Genomic DNA, 18,056 nt, shown 5'->3' with positions numbered 1-18,056 from the left:
GCGGCTCCCTACTTTCGGGGGCGTACCGCGCGGGTGGGTTGGGCGGTGGAGGGGTCCTCGGGCCATGGGTGGCGCGGGTAGCGCCCGCGCAGCTCGGCTCGGACCGCCCGGTACCCCTCGCGCCAGAAGGACGCGAGGTCGGCCGTGACGGCGGCCGGGCGCCCGGCGGGGGAGAGCAGGTGGATGACGACCGGCACCCCGGCCACGGTCGGGGTGTCCCGCAGCCCGAACAACTCCTGGAGCTTGACGGCGAGTACGGGCTGCTCGCCGCTGTAGTCCACCCGGACCCGGGACCCGGTCGGGACCTTGATCCGTTCGGGTACCACAGCGGCGAAGCGGGCCGCCTCGCCGGTCGACCAGGGCAGCAGGCGGTTCAACGCGGCGCCGGCGTCGGCGCGTTCGAGGTCGGCGCGGCGCCGGGCGGCGGCCAGCTCGGGCCCCAGCCACTCGGGGGCCCGCGCCAGCAGCGCCTCCTCGGCGACGTCCGGCCACGCCCCGCCCAGCATCCGGTGCGCGAACGCCATCCGCTGCCGTAGCTCGCCCGCCTCGCGCGACCAGCGCAGCAGCCCGGTGCCCTCGGCCCGCAGGCCCTCCAGGAGCGCGGCGCGCAACGCGGACGGGTCGGGGCGGCGCAGCGGCGCGGTGCCCAACTCGACCGCGCCCAGCCGCTCCACGCGGCGCGCGACCACGTCGCCGTCCCGCCAGCGCACCTCTTCGTACGACTCCAGGGCGTCGCCGGCCGCCTGCCGGGCGATGCCCTCGTCGACGACGGCCGCCACCCGCACCCGGGCGCCGGCCCGGCCCGCGCTCCGGTCGGCGACCGCGACCGCGATCCACTCCGCCTCGCCGATGCCGCCGGCGACCTCCGCCGCGGTACCGCCGACCATGAGGTACGCGCCCGGCCCGCGCCGCCGCGCCACCCGCTCCGGGAAGGCCAGCGCGGCGACCAGCCCGGCCACCGCGTCGTCCGTGAGCCCACCCGCGCCGGCAGCCGTACCGCCGCCCCTGCCCGTACCGCCGCCCCTGCCCGTGCCGGCACCCTTGCCCGTACCGGCACCCTTGACGGTTCCGCGGCCCGTACCCCTGCCGGTGCCTGCCGGGGACGAGGCGCGCAGGGCGCCCTCCAAGCGGCGGGCCTCGGAACGCCAGCGGGCGCCGTACGGGTCACCGCCGCGTCGGGCCCGGTGCCAGGCGCCGGTCAGGTCGGAGCCGTAGGAGCCGGGAAGCTCCTCCGACAGCAGGGCGGTCACTTCCGCGGCGCGGGCGGCGCCCGCCTCGGGGGCGGCGTCCAGCAGGGCGCGGGCGAGTCGGGGGTGCAGGCCGAGCAGCGCGAGCCGCTTGCCGCGGTCGGTGGCGCGCCCGGCGGTGTCGGTGGCGCCGAGCCCGCGCAGCGTGGCCTGCGCGGCGGCCAGGGCGCCGGGCGGGGGAGCGTCGAGCAGCGCGAGCCCGGTGGTGTCCGGCTCGCCCCAGCAGGCGGCCTGGAGCGCGAACGCGGTGAGGTCGGCGAGTGCGATCTCGGGCGCGGGCAGCCTGGCCAGCCGGGCGTGCTCGGCCTCGGCCCAGCAGCGGTAGACGGTGCCGGGCGCCTCCCGGCCCGCGCGGCCGGCCCGCTGGTCGGCGGCGGCCCGGGAGACCCGCACCGTGGTCAGCGCGCCGAGGCCGCGTGCGTGGTCCATCCGCGGTTCGCGGGCGAGCCCGCAGTCCACCACGACCCGCACTCCGGGCACGGTCAGGCTCGACTCGGCCACGGACGTCGCCAGCAGCACCCGGCGGCGCTGCCCGGCGGCGAGCGCGGCGTCCTGCACGGCGGCGGGCGCCCGCCCGTGCACTTGCAGGACGTCGATGCCGAGTCCGCCGAGCATCCCGGCCACCCGGGCGATCTCGCCGGCGCCGGGCAGGAAGCACAGCACGTCGCCGTCCTGCTCGCCCAGCGCGCGGCGCACGGTGGCCGCCACGTGGTCCAGCAGCGCCGGGTCCACCAGCATGCCGTGCGGAGGGCGTACCGGGCGGGGCGGCGGCGCCCACCGCACCGTCACCGGGTGCAGCACTCCCTCGGCCTCGACGACCGGGCCGTCCAGCAGCGCCGCCCACGCCGCGGTGTCGGTCGTCGCGGAGGCCGCCAGCAGCCGCAACTCCGGCCGCAGCACGGACCGTACGTCCAGCAGGAAGGCCGTCGCGGTGTCGGCGTCGAGGTGCCGTTCGTGGCACTCGTCGAGCATCACCGTGCCCACGCCGCCCAGTTCGGGGTCGCGCTGCAGCCGCTGGAGCAGCACCCCGGTGGTGACCACCTCCACGGCGGTGGCCGCAGACACCCGCCGCTCGCCGCGCACCGTGAAGCCGACGATGCCGCCGACCTCCTCGCCGAGCAGCCAGGCCATCCGCCGGGCGGCGGCCCGCGCGGCCATCCGCCGGGGCTCGGCGACCAGCACCCGCCCGCCGAACTCGGCGGCCAGCAGCAGCGGTACCAGCGTGGTCTTGCCGGTCCCGGGCGGCGCGGCCAGCACCGCGCGGCCGCGTTCCCGCAGCGCGGCCAGCAGCGCGGGCACCACCGGTGCGACCGGCAGCGCCAGGCCCTCGGGCCGCGGCCGGATCACGGGGCGAGGCAGACGAAGATCGCGGTGCCCGGCAGCAGCCGTCCGCGCAGCGGGGACCAGCCGCCCCACTCCTGGTCGTTCCACGCCGGCCACTCCGGCTCGACCACGTCGACCAGCCGCAGCCCGGCCGCGGCGATCTCCCGCACCCGGTCGCCCAGGGTGCGGTGGTGCTCGACGTAGACGGCCAGTCCGCGGTCGTCCTGCTCGACGTAGGGGGTCCGGTCGAAGTAGGAGGAGACGGCGGTCAGGCCCTCGGGGCCGGGCTCGTCGGGGAAGGCCCAGCGCACCGGGTGCGTCACGGAGAACACCCACCGGCCGCCGGGCCGCAGCACCCGCGCCACCTCGCGGTGCACGCGTGCGGTGTCCGCGATGAAGGGCAGCGCGCCGTAGGCGGAGCAGGCCAGGTCGAAGGAGGCGTCGGCGAAGGGCAGGGTGCCGGCGTCGGCCTGCACCAGGGCGGGCGCGTTCCCGTTCGCCGGGCCGGCGTCGTCGTCCAGGTCGATCCGCCGGGCGTGCTGGAGCTGGCGGTGGGACAGGTCGAGGGCGACCGGGCGGGCGCCGCGCGCGGCGAGCCAGCGGGAGCACTGGGCGGCGCCGGCGCCGATCTCCAGGACGTCCAGGTCCTTGAGCCCGCCGACCGGGCCGAGCAGCCCGGCCTCCGCCTCGTCGAGCCCCTCCGGGCCCCACACGAAGCGGTCGTCGCCGAGGAAGTCGCCGTGCTCGCGCTGGTACTCGTCGGCGTTGCGGTCCCACCACCGGCGGTTCGCCCGGCTGCTCTCCGTGGTCCCCGCGGTGCGCCGGGTCGCTTCGGGTTCGGGTCCTTGGATCATCGCGGCAGTCGTCGTACTCTCTGAGAAGACCAGCGGGTGGTGGGGTTGGGTCGGTTCGGTCCGTTATGCGCCTGCTGTGCCTCTTCGCGCATTGACCGTGCCCGGCTGCCCCCGTATGCTACAAGTTGCGCTGCGAGCCTGCGCGCCTCAGACGGAGCAGGCCACGCTCGAACTGTTGCAGAACCCTCGGCCTAGCGGCTTCGGGCCCCCACGAGTCGGTGGGGGCGGCAGGTAGAAAAAGGCTCCCGGCGTAGCAGTACCTACGACTTACTGTCCGTACCGGAGTCCTTTCCCTAATGACGAGCAGCACCGAGGCCCCTCGCACCACCCCGCAGGTGGCGGTCAACGACATCGGCAACGAGGAAGCCTTCCTCGCCGCGATCGACGAGACGATCAAGTACTTCAACGACGGCGACATCGTCGACGGCGTCATCGTGAAGGTCGACCGGGACGAGGTCCTGCTCGACATCGGTTACAAGACCGAAGGTGTCATCCCCTCCCGGGAACTCTCCATCAAGCACGACGTCGACCCCAACGAGGTCGTCGCCGTGGGCGATGAGATCGAGGCCCTTGTTCTCCAGAAGGAGGACAAGGAAGGCCGCCTGATCCTCTCGAAGAAGCGCGCGCAGTACGAACGCGCGTGGGGCACCATCGAGAAGATCAAGGAAGAGGACGGCATCGTCACCGGTACCGTCATCGAGGTCGTCAAGGGCGGCCTCATCCTCGACATCGGCCTGCGCGGCTTCCTGCCCGCCTCGCTCGTCGAGATGCGCCGGGTCCGCGACCTCCAGCCGTACGTCGGCAAGGAGCTCGAGGCGAAGATCATCGAGCTGGACAAGAACCGCAACAACGTGGTCCTGTCCCGCCGTGCCTGGCTGGAGCAGACCCAGAGCGAGGTCCGCCAGACCTTCCTCACCACCCTGCAGAAGGGCCAGGTGCGCTCCGGCGTCGTCTCCTCGATCGTCAACTTCGGTGCGTTCGTGGACCTCGGCGGGGTCGACGGCCTGGTGCACGTCTCCGAGCTGTCCTGGAAGCACATCGACCACCCCTCCGAGGTCGTCGAGGTCGGCCAGGAGGTCACGGTCGAGGTCCTGGACGTCGACATGGACCGCGAGCGCGTCTCCCTGTCGCTGAAGGCGACCCAGGAGGACCCGTGGCAGCAGTTCGCCCGGACCCACCAGATCGGGCAGGTCGTGCCCGGGAAGGTCACCAAGCTCGTTCCGTTCGGTGCGTTCGTCCGCGTGGACGAGGGCATCGAGGGTCTGGTGCACATCTCCGAGCTGGCCGAGCGCCACGTGGAGATCCCCGAGCAGGTCGTCCAGGTCAACGACGAGATCTTCGTCAAGGTCATCGACATCGACCTGGAGCGTCGCCGGATCTCGCTGTCCCTCAAGCAGGCCAACGAGTCCTTCGGCGCCGACCCGGCCTCGGTCGAGTTCGACCCGACCCTGTACGGCATGGCCGCGTCCTACGACGACCAGGGCAACTACATCTACCCCGAGGGCTTCGACCCCGAGACCAACGACTGGCTCGAGGGGTACGACAAGCAGCGCGAGGAGTGGGAGGGCCAGTACGCCACGGCCCAGGCCCGCTTCGAGCAGCACCAGGCGCAGGTCATCAAGTCCCGCGAGGCCGACGAGCAGGCGGCGGCCGAGGCCGGCTCCGCTTCCCCGGCGGCGGCTGCGGGCACCGGTGGCGGCTCGTACTCCTCGGAGTCCGACGACAGCAGCGGCGCCCTCGCCTCCGACGAGGCGCTCGCCGCACTGCGCGAGAAGCTCGCGGGCGGCCAGAGCTGACGCTCTCCGCTCCAAGGCTCCACGGTGGGCCCGCACCTCTCTTCCCGAGAGGTGCGGGCCCACCGCCGTTTCCGCCGGCCTACGGGGTGACCGCGATGTCGGTCAGGCCCTTGCCGCCGGTGACGGTGTTGGAGCCGTAGACGGTGGTGGGGCAGTCGGCCGACGCGTTGGTGACGTCGATCGCGAGCTGGTTCGCGCCGGTCGAGCCGGTGAGGTCGGAGTCGTTGTCGCGGAAGACGGTGCCGCAGCCCCAGCCGGGCTGCTGGGTGTGGGTCTGGTAGCCGTCGTTGATGGTGCGGCTGCCGTGGTTGCCGGTGATCGTGTAGTCGTTGCCCTTGACGTCGACCCACGAGTCGTCGTAGTTCGTCATGCTCAGGCCGCTGCCGTCGAAGGTATTGCCGGAGACGACGCCGCCGGTGGTGCCCTCCTTGAGGTCGATGTTCTCGGCGCCGACGTTCGGGCCGATGACGTTGTCGAGGATCTGCACCCGGTCGCTCTTGTCGTCCAGGGTGTTGGCGGTGCCGACGTACACGCCCTCGCCGTAACCGGGGCGCTGCAGGCCGGTGTTGTAGATCCGGGAGTTCCGGATCACGTCGTCCGTGCTGGAGGTGCGGAAGTGCACGCCCTCCATCTGCAGGTCGTGCACGGTCACCGAGTCGATCACCACGTGGTCGGCCGTGTCGGTGACGATGCCCTTCTGGCCGCCGGTGATGGTCAGCCCGTCCACGTTCCAGTAGCTCGCGCCGTCCAGGTAGAGGCCGTAGCCGCCGGAGGAGCTGAGGATCGCGGCGGAGGAGCCGGTGAGCGTGATCGGGGCGTCCGCGGTGCCCGGGGTGTACGCCTTGAAGTTGCCGGTGTACGTGCCGTCGGCGAGGTGGATGGTCTGGCCGGGCGCGGCCGCGGTGAGCGCGGCCTTGAGCTCCTTGGCGGTGGTGACCTCGACGGTGTCGGCAGGTGCCGCGGCGCCGGCGGTGGTGGCCGTGGTGCCCGCCGTGGCGGAGGCGGGTGCCGCGGTGGCGGTGGCGGCCGGGAGCAGGCAGCCGACGGCCAGCAGCGCGCCGGTCGCGGACAGCGCGAGGAACGGGTGGGGGAGCGCGTGGGGGAGCGCAGGGGTTCGCATCCGAACACCTTTCGGATTCAGGCACGTGTCAGGTATGTGGACGATGGCCGCCATCATGAACAACGGCGGCGTGTCGCGACCGTAGGGGCGGTCCGGTGGCCGGTCAAGGGTGGGAACCGGCCCCGGCCGGAAACCGGTTGGCCCGCGTGCGCGGGAATGGCAGGCGGATACGGTTCGTTGTGGCTGACGAGGACCGAGGGAGGACGATCACCGTGGGCGATCCGCAGGGGCTGTACGCGTACGAACCGGGCGGTGCCGAAGCCGTTGACGAAGCGGTCGGCGACGCCGGGCCCGTCCTGCTCTACTACTTCGAGGGCTACATGGACGCCGGCGAGACCGGCCAGCAGATCGCGCAGCACCTGCTGGACCGGCTCGACAACCAGCTCGTCGTGCGCTTCGACGCCGACCGCCTGGTCGACTACCGCGCGCGCCGCCCGCTGATGACCTTCGAGCGCGACCACTGGTCGTCGTACGAAGCGCCCTGCATCGACCTCTACCTGGTGCGGGACACCACCGGCACGCCGTTCCTGCTGCTCACCGGCTCCGAGCCGGACGTGGAGTGGGAACGCTTCAGTGCCGCCGTGCTCCAGGTGATCGAGCGGCTCGGCGTCCGACTGGCCATCAACTTCCACGGCATCCCGATGGGCGTGCCGCACACCCGCCCGGTCGGCCTGACCCCGCACGGCAACCGGGTGGACCTGATGCCCGGCCACCGCGCCTGGTTCGACGAGGCGCAGGTCCCCGGCAGTGCCGCCAGCCTGGTCGAGTTGCGGCTCGCCGAAGCTGGCCGCGACGTCCTCGGCGTCGCCGCCCACGTGCCGCACTACCTCGCGCGCTCGCCCTACCCCGACGCCGCGCTCGCCGTCCTGGAGACCATCACCGCCGCGACCGGGCTGGTGCTGCCCGACGTGGCGCACGCGCTGCGCCGCGAGGCCCACACCGTCCGCGTCGAGATCGACCGCCAGGTCGCCGAAGGTGACGGCGAACTCGTCTCCGTCGTCCGCGGCTTGGAGAGCCAGTACGACGCGGTGGCCGGTTCGCAGAACCGCGAGAGCCTGATCGCCGAACCCGTGGACCTGCCCTCCGCGGACGACCTGGCCGCCGAGTTCGAGCGGTTCCTCGCCGACCAGGAAGACGACGGGCGCTGAGCCGGCAGCCCGCGCGCCGGAGCCGTCCCGTTAAGCTCTGCACATGCTGAACGTGGGGCTGACCGGGGGCATCGGTGCCGGCAAGAGCGAGGTGACGCGCCTGCTCGGGTCGTACGGCGCGACCGTGGTGGACGCCGACCGCATCGCGCGGGAGGTGGTCGAGCCCGGCACGCCCGGACTGGCCGCGGTGGTCGAGGAGTTCGGCCCGGGCGTACTGAGCGAGACCGGCGGCTTGGACCGCCCGAAGCTCGGCGCGATCGTCTTCGCCGACGAGGAGCGCCGCAAGGCGCTCAACGCGATCGTGCACCCGCTGGTCGCGGAGCGCTCCGCCGAACTCCAGCAGGCCGCGGGCCCGGACGCGATCGTGGTGCACGACGTCCCCCTGCTCACCGAGAACGGCCTCGCCCCGCGCTACGACCTGGTGGTCGTCGTGGACGCCGCCCCCGCCACGCAACTCGACCGGCTGGTCCGGCAGCGCGGCATGGCCGAACCGGAGGCCCGCGCCCGGATGGCCGCGCAGGCCACCCGCGAGGAGCGACTGGCGATCGCGGACCTGGTGATCGACAACGACGGGCCGCTGGAGGACCTCGAACCGCAGGTGCGGGAGGTCTGGCGGAAGCTGCGGGAACGCGCGGGTGGGTCCGCGGGGGCGTAGGGCCTTACGGGGCGGGCGCGGCGGGGCAAGGGTCATAGGGACCGGGCCGAGCCGGCGGAGCGGGCAGGTGAGGGCGGGGCCGAGCAGGGCGGGATGCCGTCGGGAATGCGGTTGCCGCTGGTTGTGTTGGGTATGTCTGACCAGACGATCACTCGTCACCCGTGCCCGATTCCAGGGAGGCGGCCTTGCAAGAGCGGTCCCCGGAAACCCTCGTCATCGACTACCGCGCCGCGGAGCAGCTGCTGTCCGCCCGCGACCCGCGCGGTGCCGTCAAGCTCCTCGACCCCGTGATCGCCGCCCACCCGGAGAACACCGCGGCCCGCCTGCTGCGCGCCCGCGCCTTCTTCGCCGCGGCCCAACTGCGCCCGGCCGAGCTGGAGTTCCAGATCGTTCTCGAACGGGAACCCGACAACGCCTTCGCGCACTTCGCGCTCGCCCGTACCCTGGAGCGCGCCAACCGCTCCGCCGAGGCCCAGCGACACTTCCGGCTCGCCGCCGCGCTCGACCCGCGCCCCGACTACCTGGCCGCTGCCCGCTTCGACGCGAACTGACCTACTGCCCTGCGAGAGGGGCCCGGGCATGGAAGCCGTCGTCGTCCTTGTGATCATCCTCGCCGTCATCGGCGTGATCGGGCTGATGAGCAGCGTCAAGGTGGTGAAGCAGTACGAACGCGGGGTGATCTACCGCTTCGGTCGGGTCAACGCGCTGCCCAAGGAGCCGGGCCCGCGCATGCTGGTGCCGTTCATGGACCGCATGACGAAGGTCAACATGCAGGTCGTCACCATGCCGGTGCCCGCGCAGGACGGCATCACCCGCGACAACGTGTCGGTGCGGGTCGACGCCGTGCTGTACTTCCGGGTGATCGACCCGATCCGGGCCACGGTCGACGTGCAGAACTACCAGTTCGCGATGCTTCAGGTCGCGCAGACCTCGCTGCGTTCGATCATCGGCAAGAGCGACCTGGACGACCTGCTGTCGGGGCGGGAGCGGCTGCACGAGGGGCTGGAGTTGATGCTGTCCACCCCTGCCACCGGGTGGGGCGTGCACATCGACCGGGTCGAGATCAAGGATGTGGCGCTGCCGGAGTCCATGAAGCGGTCCATGGCCCGGCAGGCCGAGGCCGACCGGGAGCGGCGGGCGCGCATCATCACCGCCGACGGTGAGCTCCAGGCGTCGCAGAAGCTGTCCGAGGCGGCCAAGACCATGGACGCCAACCCGTCAGCCCTGCAACTGCGGCTGCTGCAGACCGTGGTGGAGGTCGCTGCGGAGAAGAACTCCACGCTGGTCATGCCGTTCCCGGTGGAGATGCTGCGCTTCTTCGACCGGGCGGCGGGCGGCACCGGGGGCACCGGCGGTACGGGCGGCGCCGAGCAGGGGGCGCCGGCCGAGGCGGAGGCCGGGTCGGCCGGCGAGCAGGTCGCCGGAGCCGGCCCGAAGGCCGATCCCCAGGCCGAGCGCGCCGCGCTCACCGAACCCGACGCACCCGCCCCGGCCGAACTGCCCCGGGCCGCGGGCCGCCCGCAGATCCCCGACCCGCGCAGCTCCGAGGAGTGAGCGGGGGCCGGGGACGGGAGCCGGGGACGTAGCCGCCCCGGGACCGCGGCGCGCCGCGGTCAGCGCGACCAGTGGACCTTGAACACCCAGGCGTACCTCCCGGCCGCGCGGGCCGCGGCCGGGACCTGCACGGTGAGCGTGCCGCCGTCGAACTCCCAGTCCAGCGGCCGGTCATGGCCCAGCATGGTCACCTTGTCGCCCTTGCGGATCGGCACCGGTGCCCGCACCACCAGCTTGCTGCCCGGGTCGCCGAGCGAGGAGATGTAGAACGCCTCGCCCTGCTTCACGCTGAACCGCAACTCGTCGAGCTGCGCCATCGCCGACCAGTACGTCGTGCCGTAGACCGACTCGCCGTTGACCCGCAGCCACCGGCCGGTCTCGCGCAGCCGCTGCTCCATGACCGACGGGATGGTGCCGTCCGCCTTGGGCCCGATGTCGAGCAGGAAGTTGCCGTTCTTGCTGACGATGTCGACGAGCGTCTGCACGACCTGTTCGGCGGTCATGTACTGGTCGTCGGGGGTCGCACGGTTGTAGCCGTAGCTGTGCGGGTCCAGGCCCCGGCTGGCCTCCCACTTCGCCACCACCGTGTTGGCGTAGGTGGTGTACTCCGGCGTGGTGAAGTCGTGCGGCGCGATGCCGGAGCGGTCGTTGACCGTCACGTCCTTCGGACGCGCCCGGTTCTTGGCGTGGTTGAAGTAGTCGGCGAGCACATGGTCGCTGTCGTTGGCGCCGCCGATGTCGCACCAGATGACGTCGGGGTCGTAGCCCTCGATCAACTCCCGCATCTGCGGGGCCTGGTAGTCCGCGACGAAGTCCTTGCCCGCGGTGTAGCCGGTGTACGGCACCGGCTCCAGGGTGTACGGGTTGCGCGGGGCGTGGCCCATCCACGGGTTGTCCGGGTTGAACCACTCGGGCATCGAGAAGTACAGGCCGTTGTGCAGCCGCGGGGTGTACGTGCGCGACGCGGTGAACAGCGCGTCGACCAGGTCGCGGTGGGGTCCCATCCGGACCGCGTTGCGGTCGGAGACCTTGGTGTCCCACAGCGCGAAGCCCTCGTGGTGCTTGGAGGTCAGCACGTAGTACTCGGCGCCCGCGTCCTGGAACAGCTCCACCCAGGAACGGGGGTTGAACCGGCTCGCGGTGAACATCGGGATGAAGTCGTCGTACGCGAAGTCCTCGCCGTAGGTCTGCGCGTGGTAGGCGTTCACCGGGTCGCCGCTGGTCTGCATCGAGTTCCAGTACCACTCGGCGTACGAGCCGCCGACCGGCGACCAGGCCGGCACCGAGTAGACGCCCCAGTGGATGAAGATGCCGAACTTGGCGTCGCTGAACCAGTACGGGGCCTGGTGGGTGTCGAGCGACGCGTCGGTGGGCTGGTAGTCGGGGGTGCCGAGGATCAGCGGGGTGCTGCGGGCGGCGGCGGTCCCGCCGCGGCCGGTGACCCGCACGGTGCCCGTGGCCGAGGTGCCGGGCGCGGTCCCCGGCGAGTTGCGGATACCGATCCGCAGCCGGGCCTGCTCGCCGGGCCCGAGGAACGGCACCGCGGCGGGGGCGATCGTACGGGCGCCGGCGGAGCCGCTGTCGACCGCGACGTCCACCGAGAGCGCGTCGGTGGGCCGGACCCACACGGTGCCTGCGTTGAGCACGGTGGCCTCGACGCTCTGGGTGCCGTGCGGGCCGGTCAGCGAGTTGGTGGAGGCGGCCGAGCGGATGGTCAGCGCGCGGCCGGTGGCGGCCGGCTGCAGGGAGAGCGCGAAGACGTGCAGCGCGGAGGTGCCGGCCTGGGCCGGCCCGGTGGACGGCAGGGTGACACCGACCGCCTGCCGCGTCGGGTCCGTCCACAGCTCGCTGACGCTCATGGAGACCGGGTGCGGGTCGGTGCCGTCGGGGGAGTAGCGGAAGGTCGTGGTCAACGCGCCGCCGCCGGAGTACCAGTCGCCGCCGCCGAGCGCGGCGGTGGACGTGCTGCCGTCCGCGTAGTGCACGGTCGCGGTGCCCGAGGTCGCGCCGTAGCTGCACGAGACGAGGAACGAGGCGAACAGATATCCGCCGGGCGGGAGGTCGACGCGCTGCCCGTTCGCCACGATGTTGTTCTTGGCGCCGGCGGCGGACGAGGGAAAGCGAAAGCTCACCCCTCCGACGACTGCTGTCCCTGACGGCAGCTCCTCGCCGGGGAAGGAGTAGCCGGAGCCGTCGAAGTCCCCGCCGCGGGCGGCCGCGGTGTCGATGCCGTCGTTGTCGAACCAGGCGTCCAGCGGGACCTGTACCGCGTCCGGCACGGTCCCCCACGTATTCGAAGTGGCCTGCGATGCTGCGGTGTCGGCGGTGTCGGCCGCCGCGCTTCCTGTGGAGATCAGTGTGGTGCCCACGGCTGCGCCCGCTGCCATTCCGAGTACCTGGCGTCGTGGGAACGTGGTCATGCGCCCTCCTCAGTGCCCTGGGGATTGGCCCATCGCGAATGGGTATACATCCGATGAGTGATCCTGGGGAGGAGGCGGGAGCATGTCAATAGATCGGACCGAACGGGCCGTTCCCGGGCACGCCTCGCCCGGCGGGCGCACCAGGACGCACCGGCGCTCGGCCCGCGGGGCCCGGTCCGCCGCCCCGCCGGGAGGGGGCAGCGCGCGCACCCATCGACCGCCGGGAGGCCGTCAGAACAGCGGAGCGGGCAGCACCCCTTCCAGCGCCAGCAGCGTCCGCTTGATCTCCAGGCCGCCGCCGAAGCCGCCTATGCCGCCGTCGCTCTCCACCACCCGATGGCAGGGCACCACCACCGGCAGCGGATTCGCCCCCATCGCCGCGCCCACCGCCCGCGCCGCGCCCGGCTCGCCCACCCGGTCGGCGAGATCCTGATAGCCCACCACCGCGCCGTACGGCACGCCCGTCGCCAGCTCCCGCAGCACCCGCCGGTTGAAACCGGTGGTCAGCGACCAGTCCAGCGCGAGATCGAACTCCTTCAGCTCCCCCGCGAAGTACGCGTCCAGCTGCTCCGTCACCGGCGCAAGCCGCTCCGGGTCCTCCACCACGGCGCACCCCAGCCGCCGCTCCAGCGCGCCCACCTCCCGCGCCACCGTCGCCGGCCCCGCCCTGAACGCCACCAGCACCAGCCCCTGACCGCTCCACGCCGCCATCAGCGGCCCCACCGCCGTGTCCCGCACCACCCACGCCACCTCGTCCATGCCCACCACGCTAGACGCAGGGTCCGACAACGCCCCCGCCTCACCGCCGCCACCATGAAAACCGCAGGTCAAAGCCACTTCGTGAGGTGGGCGGGGGCGAGCGGGACCCTGATTGTCACAGGGGCGCCGTACGGTGGTGTCATGCGGCCCGTTTCAGACATCGAACGCACTGTGGCGCCTTTCGAGGTCGTCAGCCCCTTCCAGCCCAGCGGCGACCAGCCGGCGGCGATCGAGGACCTCGAGCGCCGTATCCGCGCCGACGAACAGGACGTGGTGCTGCTCGGCGCCACCGGCACGGGCAAGTCGGCGACCACCGCGTGGATGATCGAGCGGCTCCAGCGCCCCACCCTGGTGATGGCCCCAAACAAGACGCTGGCCGCCCAGCTCGCCAACGAGTTCCGCGAGCTCCTGCCGAACAACGCGGTCGAGTACTTCGTGTCGTACTACGACTACTACCAGCCCGAGGCGTACGTCCCGCAGACGGACACCTACATCGAGAAGGACTCGTCGATCAACGAGGAGGTGGAGCGGCTGCGCCACTCGGCGACGAACTCGCTGCTCACCCGCAGGGACGTCGTCGTGGTCGCCTCCGTCTCGTGCATCTACGGCCTGGGCACCCCGCAGGAGTACATCGACCGGATGGTCCGGCTCAAGGTCGGCGACGTGATCGACCGCGACCGGCTGCTGCGCAAGTTCGTCGACATCCAGTACACGCGCAACGACCTGGCGTTCACCCGCGGCACCTTCCGGGTCCGCGGCGACACCGTCGAGATCTTCCCGGTCTACGAGCAGCTGGCCGTCCGCATCGAGATGTTCGGCGACGAGATCGAGGCGCTCTACACGCTGCACCCGCTCACCGGCGAGGTCATCACCGAGGACGAGCAGGTCTACGTCTTCCCCGCGACGCACTACGTCGCGGGACCCGAGCGCATGGAGCGGGCCATCGCCGGGATCGAGCAGGAGCTGGAGGGCCAGCTCGCCTTGCTGGAGAAGCAGGGCAAGCTCCTGGAGGCCCAGCGGCTGCGGATGCGCACCACGTACGACATCGAGATGATGCGGCAGATCGGCACCTGCTCCGGCATCGAGAACTACTCCCGGCACATCGACGGCCGTGGCCCCGGCTCCGCCCCGGACACCCTCATCGACTACTTCCCCGAGGACTTCCTGCTGGTCATCGACGAGTCGCACAACACGGTGCCGCAGATCGGCGCGATGTACGAAGGCGACGCGTCCCGCAAGCGCACCCTCGTCGACCACGGCTTCCGGCTGCCCTCCGCGCTGGACAACCGCCCGCTGAAGTGGGAGGAGTTCCTGACCCGGGTCGGCCAGAAGGTCTATCTGTCGGCGACCCCCGGGCCGTACGAACTCTCCCGCGGCGACGGCGTGGTGGAGCAGATCATCCGGCCGACCGGGCTGATCGACCCCGAGGTCGTGGTCAAGCCCACCGAGGGCCAGATCGACGACCTGGTGCACGAGATCCGGGTGCGCGCGGAGAAGGACGAGCGGGTGCTGGTCACCACCCTCACCAAGAAGATGGCCGAGGACCTCACCGACTACCTGCTGGAGCTGGGCGTGCAGGTGCGGTACCTGCACAGCGACATCGACACGCTGCGCCGGATGGAGCTGCTCCAGGAGCTGCGCGCCGGCGAGTTCGACGTCCTGGTCGGCATCAACCTGCTGCGTGAGGGCCTGGACCTGCCCGAGGTCTCGCTCGTGGCGATCCTCGACGCGGACAAGGAGGGCTTCCTGCGGTCGGGCACCTCCCTCATCCAGACCATCGGCCGCGCCGCCCGTAACGTCTCCGGCCAGGTGCACATGTACGCCGACCGGATCACCCCGGCGATGGCGAAGGCCATCGACGAGACCAATCGCCGCCGGGAGAAGCAGATCGCGTACAACACCGAGCGCGGCATCGACCCGCAGCCGTTGCGCAAGAAGATCGCCGGCATCCTGGACGCCTACGCCCGCGAGGAGGCCGACACGCAGGAGCTGCTGGGCTCCGGGCGGCAGCGCTCGCGCGGCAAGGCGCCGGTGCCGGCGCTGGCCGGCAAGGCAGGGGAGAAGCGGACGGGGGCGGCGCTGCCCGCCGAGGAACTCGCCGACCTCATCGCCCAACTCACCGAGCAGATGCACACCGCGGCCGGCGAGCTGAAGTTCGAGGTGGCCGCCCGGCTCAGGGACGAGCTGGGCGACCTGAAGAAGGAGCTGCGGCAGATGCGCGAGGCGGGCATCGCGTAACGCCGGCCGCGCCCACGGATGTTGCGTCGCGGTAGCCCCGGGCGGGCAAGCGCGTCAGCACCGTGGGCGGGCAGGCGGACAATCGGAATTCCGCGCTGACGAACCGGGATACCGTCCGGCGGCGTCTTGTTAGGGTGCGGGCACGGCTTTTCCGTGCCAGAGCCGCGGATGAAGCGCACGAAGCAGTCGGAACACAACGGGTGAGAGGGGACAGCGCGTGACGGTCAACATGACCAAGGGGCAGAAGATCAGCCTGAGCAAGGCCGACGGGGGGACGCTGACCGCGGTCAGGATGGGGCTGGGCTGGCAGGCTGCGCCGCGCCGGGGTCTGTTCGGCAGCCGCACGCGGGAGATCGACCTCGACGCCTCCGCGGTCCTCTTCGCCGACAAGCAGCCGGTCGACGTGGTGTTCTTCCGCCACCTCACCAGTGACGACGGCTCGGTCCGGCACACCGGCGACAACCTCGTCGGCGGCGCGGGCCAGGGCGGCGACGACGAGTCGATCATCGTCGACCTCCAGCGGGTCCCGGTGCATGTCGACCAGATCGTCTTCACGGTGAACTCCTTCACCGGCCAGACCTTCGCCGAGGTGCAGAACGCGTTCTGCCGCCTGGTGGACGAGAGCAACGGCCAGGAGCTGGCCCGCTACACCCTCACCGGTGGTGGCCCGTACACCGCGCAGATCATGGCCAAGGTGCAGCGGGGAACCACCGGTTGGTCGATGACCGCGATCGGCACCGCGGCCAACGGCCGGACGTTCCAGGACCTGATCCCGGCGATACTGCCCGCCCTGTAGCAGGGTGGGGCCGTGGCCCGGGCGACCGGGCCACGGCGCGCAGACGGACACGCACGACAACGAAAAGCAGGGGGCGGCTGGCATGACGGCCGAACTGGTCCGGGGGCAGAACCATCCGCTGCCCGGCAACCGGCTGGAGATCCGGGTGTCGGCGGGGACCCCGGTGGTGGCCGCGGTCACCCTGGGCGACGCAGAGGGCCGGGCCTTCGGGCCGGACAGCGGCGACGGCCGGTCGGGCCCGGCGGCCGGGCGGGAGTGGCTGGCCCACCCCGGCGCGCCGCAGCTTCCGGGTGTCGAGGTGCCGAGGCAGGCCGCCGCCGAGCACCGCCTCGCCGTGGACCTGGGCGCCATGCCGCAGGACGTGCACCGCGTCCACGTCCTGCTGGCGCTGCCCGTCGGCCGCGCCGGCGCCCCCGCGGACTTCGGTGCCGCGCCGGCCCCGCACGTGGCCGTGACCGACCCCGACGGCACCGCCATCGCCGGCTACACCCTCACCGGCCTGGGCAGCGAGACCGCCCTGCTCGCCGTCGAGCTCTACCGGCGCCAGGGCACCTGGAAGGTCCGCGCGGTCGGCCAGGGGTACGACGGCGGGCTGCCCGCGCTGCTGCTCGACCAGGGCGTGCCCGACGCCCGCGCGGTCGCGCAGGAGATCCACGACGCGGTGGAGCGCGAGCAGTCCCGTTCGGTGGACGCGCCCCCAGCGCTCGCAACGCCCACGTCGCCCGCAGCGCCCGCGGCACACACGACCTCCGCAGCGCCCACCGTGCCCGCCCCCGCCGAAGCGCCGCCGGCCGGCCCGGTGGACTACCGCCACCCGCGCCGCCGCACTGTACCGGCCGCGCCGCAGCCCGAGCCGGCGTCCGCGTCGAGCGCCCCGCCGATGCCGCCGCCCCCGCCGCAGTACGCCCCGGCCGCCGCGGCACCCGCCTCCGCGGACGGCCCGCCCGTCCCGGTCGCCGGGGACGCCGGCGGCTGGACCTTGGAGGAGCGGCTGCACAACCAGATCTGGGGCATGTTCGAGGACCTGGCCCGCACCGTCGCCGCGTACCGCAGCGCCGAGGATTTCGCGCAGTCGCGGTACGACCAGGAGCTGGACGCGCTGCTCGCCGACCCGCGCACCCGCGGCGGAGCGCAGGCCGAGGCGGCCCGCGACCAGGCGATGACGAAGCAGGTCGCGCTGGTCGACCAGGCCAGGGCCGTGCTCGACCGCGACCTCGCCCAACTCGCCGCCGAGGCCGAGGTGGTCGAGCCCGCGCTGCCGCCCGCGTTCGCCGGCTGGGAGAACCCGGCCTGGCACGCGTACGAAGTGCCCGAGCAGCCGGCGCTCGCCGTGCGGCTCGGCGGCCTCACCGTGCCCGAGGCGCCCGAACTGCAGATCCCGCTGCTGGTCCGGCTGCCGCTGGAGCGCGGGCTGTGGATCGACAGCGCCGACGACCGCGGCGTCGCGATGGAGGCCGCCGTCGCGATCGCCGCCCGGCTGCTGGCCTGCCACCCGGCGGGCGGCTTCGCCATGCACGCGCTGGACCCGGCCGGCTCGGCCGCCACCGCGTTCGCCCCGCTGTACTCCGGTGGCGCGCTGGCGCTGCCGCAGCCGGCCGCGGGCGCCGCCGGTGTCAACGAGGTGCTGGGCCGCCTCACCGCGCGGGTCGACCTGCTCCAGATGGCCATGCGCGGCGGGGCGGCCGACTCGCTGCCGCCCGGGTTCGACCAGGCCGAGCAGTTGCTGATCGTCAACGAGTTCCCGTACGGCTTCGACGACCGCGCCGTCAACCAGCTGCGCTACCTCGCCGACGAAGGGCCCGCCGCGGGCGTCCACCTGCTGCTGGTCGCCGATCGCGACGACGCCTCGGCGTACGGCCCGGTGCTCGACCCGCTGTGGCGCTCGATGCTGCGGCTCACCCCGCTGCCCAGCGACCACCTCGCCGACCCGTGGGTGGGCCACGCGTGGACGTACGAACCCGCGCTGGTGCCGCCGGGCAGCCAGGTGGTGGCGCAGGTGCTGCGCAGGCTGGCCGCGGCCCGCCCGGCGTACGGGAGGTGAGGGCGGCCCGGCCGTACCGCGCCCGCCCCGGCCGCCGCGGCTGACGCCGCCCCCGTTCCCCGCCCGATCAGACGCGGCGTCCGCACGGCCCGAAGCCGCCCGCTC

The 18,056-nt window shown here is 72.8% G+C and carries 13 protein-coding genes; 8 read left to right on the top strand and 5 right to left on the bottom strand.

What is annotated here, in order from left to right; genetic code table 11:
• Positions 1-8: 8 nt before the first annotated feature.
• Positions 9-2,594 (bottom strand): ATP-dependent RNA helicase, encoded by a 2,586-nt coding sequence (locus OG370_RS10345; RefSeq protein ID WP_328462833.1) that lies wholly within the window; start codon positions 2,592-2,594, stop codon positions 9-11.
• Positions 2,591-3,424, bottom strand: coding sequence for a class I SAM-dependent methyltransferase (locus OG370_RS10340; RefSeq protein WP_328462831.1), 834 nt, complete (start codon positions 3,422-3,424; stop codon positions 2,591-2,593). Before OG370_RS10340 ends, OG370_RS10345 begins: the two co-directional genes overlap by 4 nt.
• 296 nt (positions 3,425-3,720) lie before the next feature.
• On the opposite strand from OG370_RS10340, the gene rpsA reads away from it, so the two are divergent.
• Positions 3,721-5,220, top strand: coding sequence for a 30S ribosomal protein S1 (gene rpsA / locus OG370_RS10335; protein ID WP_328462829.1), 1,500 nt, complete (start codon positions 3,721-3,723; stop codon positions 5,218-5,220).
• 79 nt (positions 5,221-5,299) lie between these two features.
• On the opposite strand, the gene OG370_RS10330 is transcribed toward rpsA, so the two are convergent.
• Positions 5,300-6,340: a right-handed parallel beta-helix repeat-containing protein gene (locus OG370_RS10330; RefSeq protein WP_328462827.1), complete on the bottom strand. Its 1,041-nt coding sequence runs from the start codon at positions 6,338-6,340 to the stop codon at positions 5,300-5,302.
• 212 nt (positions 6,341-6,552) lie between these two features.
• On the opposite strand from OG370_RS10330, the gene OG370_RS10325 reads away from it, so the two are divergent.
• The 4 genes from OG370_RS10325 (at position 6,553) to OG370_RS10310 (ending at position 9,697) form a co-directional block, all read left to right on the top strand.
• Entirely contained in the window at positions 6,553-7,488 is a 936-nt protein-coding gene (locus OG370_RS10325) for a PAC2 family protein (RefSeq protein WP_328462825.1), read from the top strand.
• A gap of 43 nt (positions 7,489-7,531) precedes the next feature.
• Positions 7,532-8,143 carry a dephospho-CoA kinase gene (gene coaE / locus OG370_RS10320; protein ID WP_328462823.1) on the top strand — a complete coding sequence of 204 codons (612 nt, stop codon included), beginning with the start codon at positions 7,532-7,534 and terminating at the stop codon, positions 8,141-8,143.
• 185 nt (positions 8,144-8,328) lie between these two features.
• Positions 8,329-8,694: a tetratricopeptide repeat protein gene (locus tag OG370_RS10315; RefSeq protein WP_328462821.1), complete on the top strand. Its 366-nt coding sequence runs from the start codon at positions 8,329-8,331 to the stop codon at positions 8,692-8,694.
• Positions 8,695-8,722: 28 nt separating this feature from the next.
• Positions 8,723-9,697 carry a slipin family protein gene (locus OG370_RS10310; protein ID WP_328462819.1) on the top strand — a complete coding sequence of 325 codons (975 nt, stop codon included), beginning with the start codon at positions 8,723-8,725 and terminating at the stop codon, positions 9,695-9,697.
• A gap of 59 nt (positions 9,698-9,756) precedes the next feature.
• On the opposite strand, the gene OG370_RS10305 is transcribed toward OG370_RS10310, so the two are convergent.
• Complete coding sequence (locus OG370_RS10305) at positions 9,757-12,117, bottom strand: alpha-L-fucosidase (protein WP_328462817.1); 2,361 nt, start codon at positions 12,115-12,117, stop codon at positions 9,757-9,759.
• 231 nt (positions 12,118-12,348) lie between these two features.
• Positions 12,349-12,876 (bottom strand): methylated-DNA--[protein]-cysteine S-methyltransferase, encoded by a 528-nt coding sequence (locus OG370_RS10300; RefSeq protein ID WP_328462815.1) that lies wholly within the window; start codon positions 12,874-12,876, stop codon positions 12,349-12,351.
• 141 nt (positions 12,877-13,017) lie between these two features.
• Between OG370_RS10300 and uvrB the strand changes: the two genes are divergently transcribed.
• From uvrB to OG370_RS10285, 3 genes are all read left to right on the top strand, one after another.
• Entirely contained in the window at positions 13,018-15,114 is a 2,097-nt protein-coding gene (gene uvrB, locus OG370_RS10295; RefSeq protein ID WP_328462813.1) for an excinuclease ABC subunit UvrB, read from the top strand.
• A 217-nt stretch (positions 15,115-15,331) separates the two neighbouring features.
• On the top strand, positions 15,332-15,910 hold the full coding sequence (locus OG370_RS10290) for a TerD family protein (protein ID WP_328462811.1): 579 nt from the start codon (positions 15,332-15,334) through the stop codon (positions 15,908-15,910).
• A gap of 82 nt (positions 15,911-15,992) precedes the next feature.
• On the top strand, positions 15,993-17,951 hold the full coding sequence (locus tag OG370_RS10285) for a TerD family protein (RefSeq protein WP_328462809.1): 1,959 nt from the start codon (positions 15,993-15,995) through the stop codon (positions 17,949-17,951).
• Positions 17,952-18,056: the final 105 nt, after the last annotated feature.

It is taken from the genome of Streptomyces sp. NBC_00448 (genome assembly GCF_036014115.1).
GTDB lineage: Bacteria > Actinomycetota > Actinomycetes > Streptomycetales > Streptomycetaceae > Actinacidiphila.
Note: the sequence above shows the minus strand (reverse complement) of the source record. Positions and strands in the feature narration are given on the sequence as shown.

Excerpts from the sequence above, each read along its gene's own strand:
- OG370_RS10340 (WP_328462831.1), bottom strand. The coding sequence starts at position 3,424 with ATGATCCAAGGACCCGAACCCGAAGCGACCCGGCGCACCGCGGGGACC.
- rpsA (WP_328462829.1), top strand. The coding sequence starts at position 3,721 with ATGACGAGCAGCACCGAGGCCCCTCGCACCACCCCGCAGGTGGCGGTC.
- OG370_RS10330 (WP_328462827.1), bottom strand. The coding sequence starts at position 6,340 with ATGCGAACCCCTGCGCTCCCCCACGCGCTCCCCCACCCGTTCCTCGCG.
- coaE (WP_328462823.1), top strand. The coding sequence starts at position 7,532 with ATGCTGAACGTGGGGCTGACCGGGGGCATCGGTGCCGGCAAGAGCGAG.
- OG370_RS10310 (WP_328462819.1), top strand. The coding sequence starts at position 8,723 with ATGGAAGCCGTCGTCGTCCTTGTGATCATCCTCGCCGTCATCGGCGTG.
- OG370_RS10305 (WP_328462817.1), bottom strand. The coding sequence starts at position 12,117 with ATGACCACGTTCCCACGACGCCAGGTACTCGGAATGGCAGCGGGCGCA.
- OG370_RS10300 (WP_328462815.1), bottom strand. The coding sequence starts at position 12,876 with ATGGACGAGGTGGCGTGGGTGGTGCGGGACACGGCGGTGGGGCCGCTG.
- uvrB (WP_328462813.1), top strand. The coding sequence starts at position 13,018 with ATGCGGCCCGTTTCAGACATCGAACGCACTGTGGCGCCTTTCGAGGTC.
- OG370_RS10285 (WP_328462809.1), top strand. The coding sequence starts at position 15,993 with ATGACGGCCGAACTGGTCCGGGGGCAGAACCATCCGCTGCCCGGCAAC.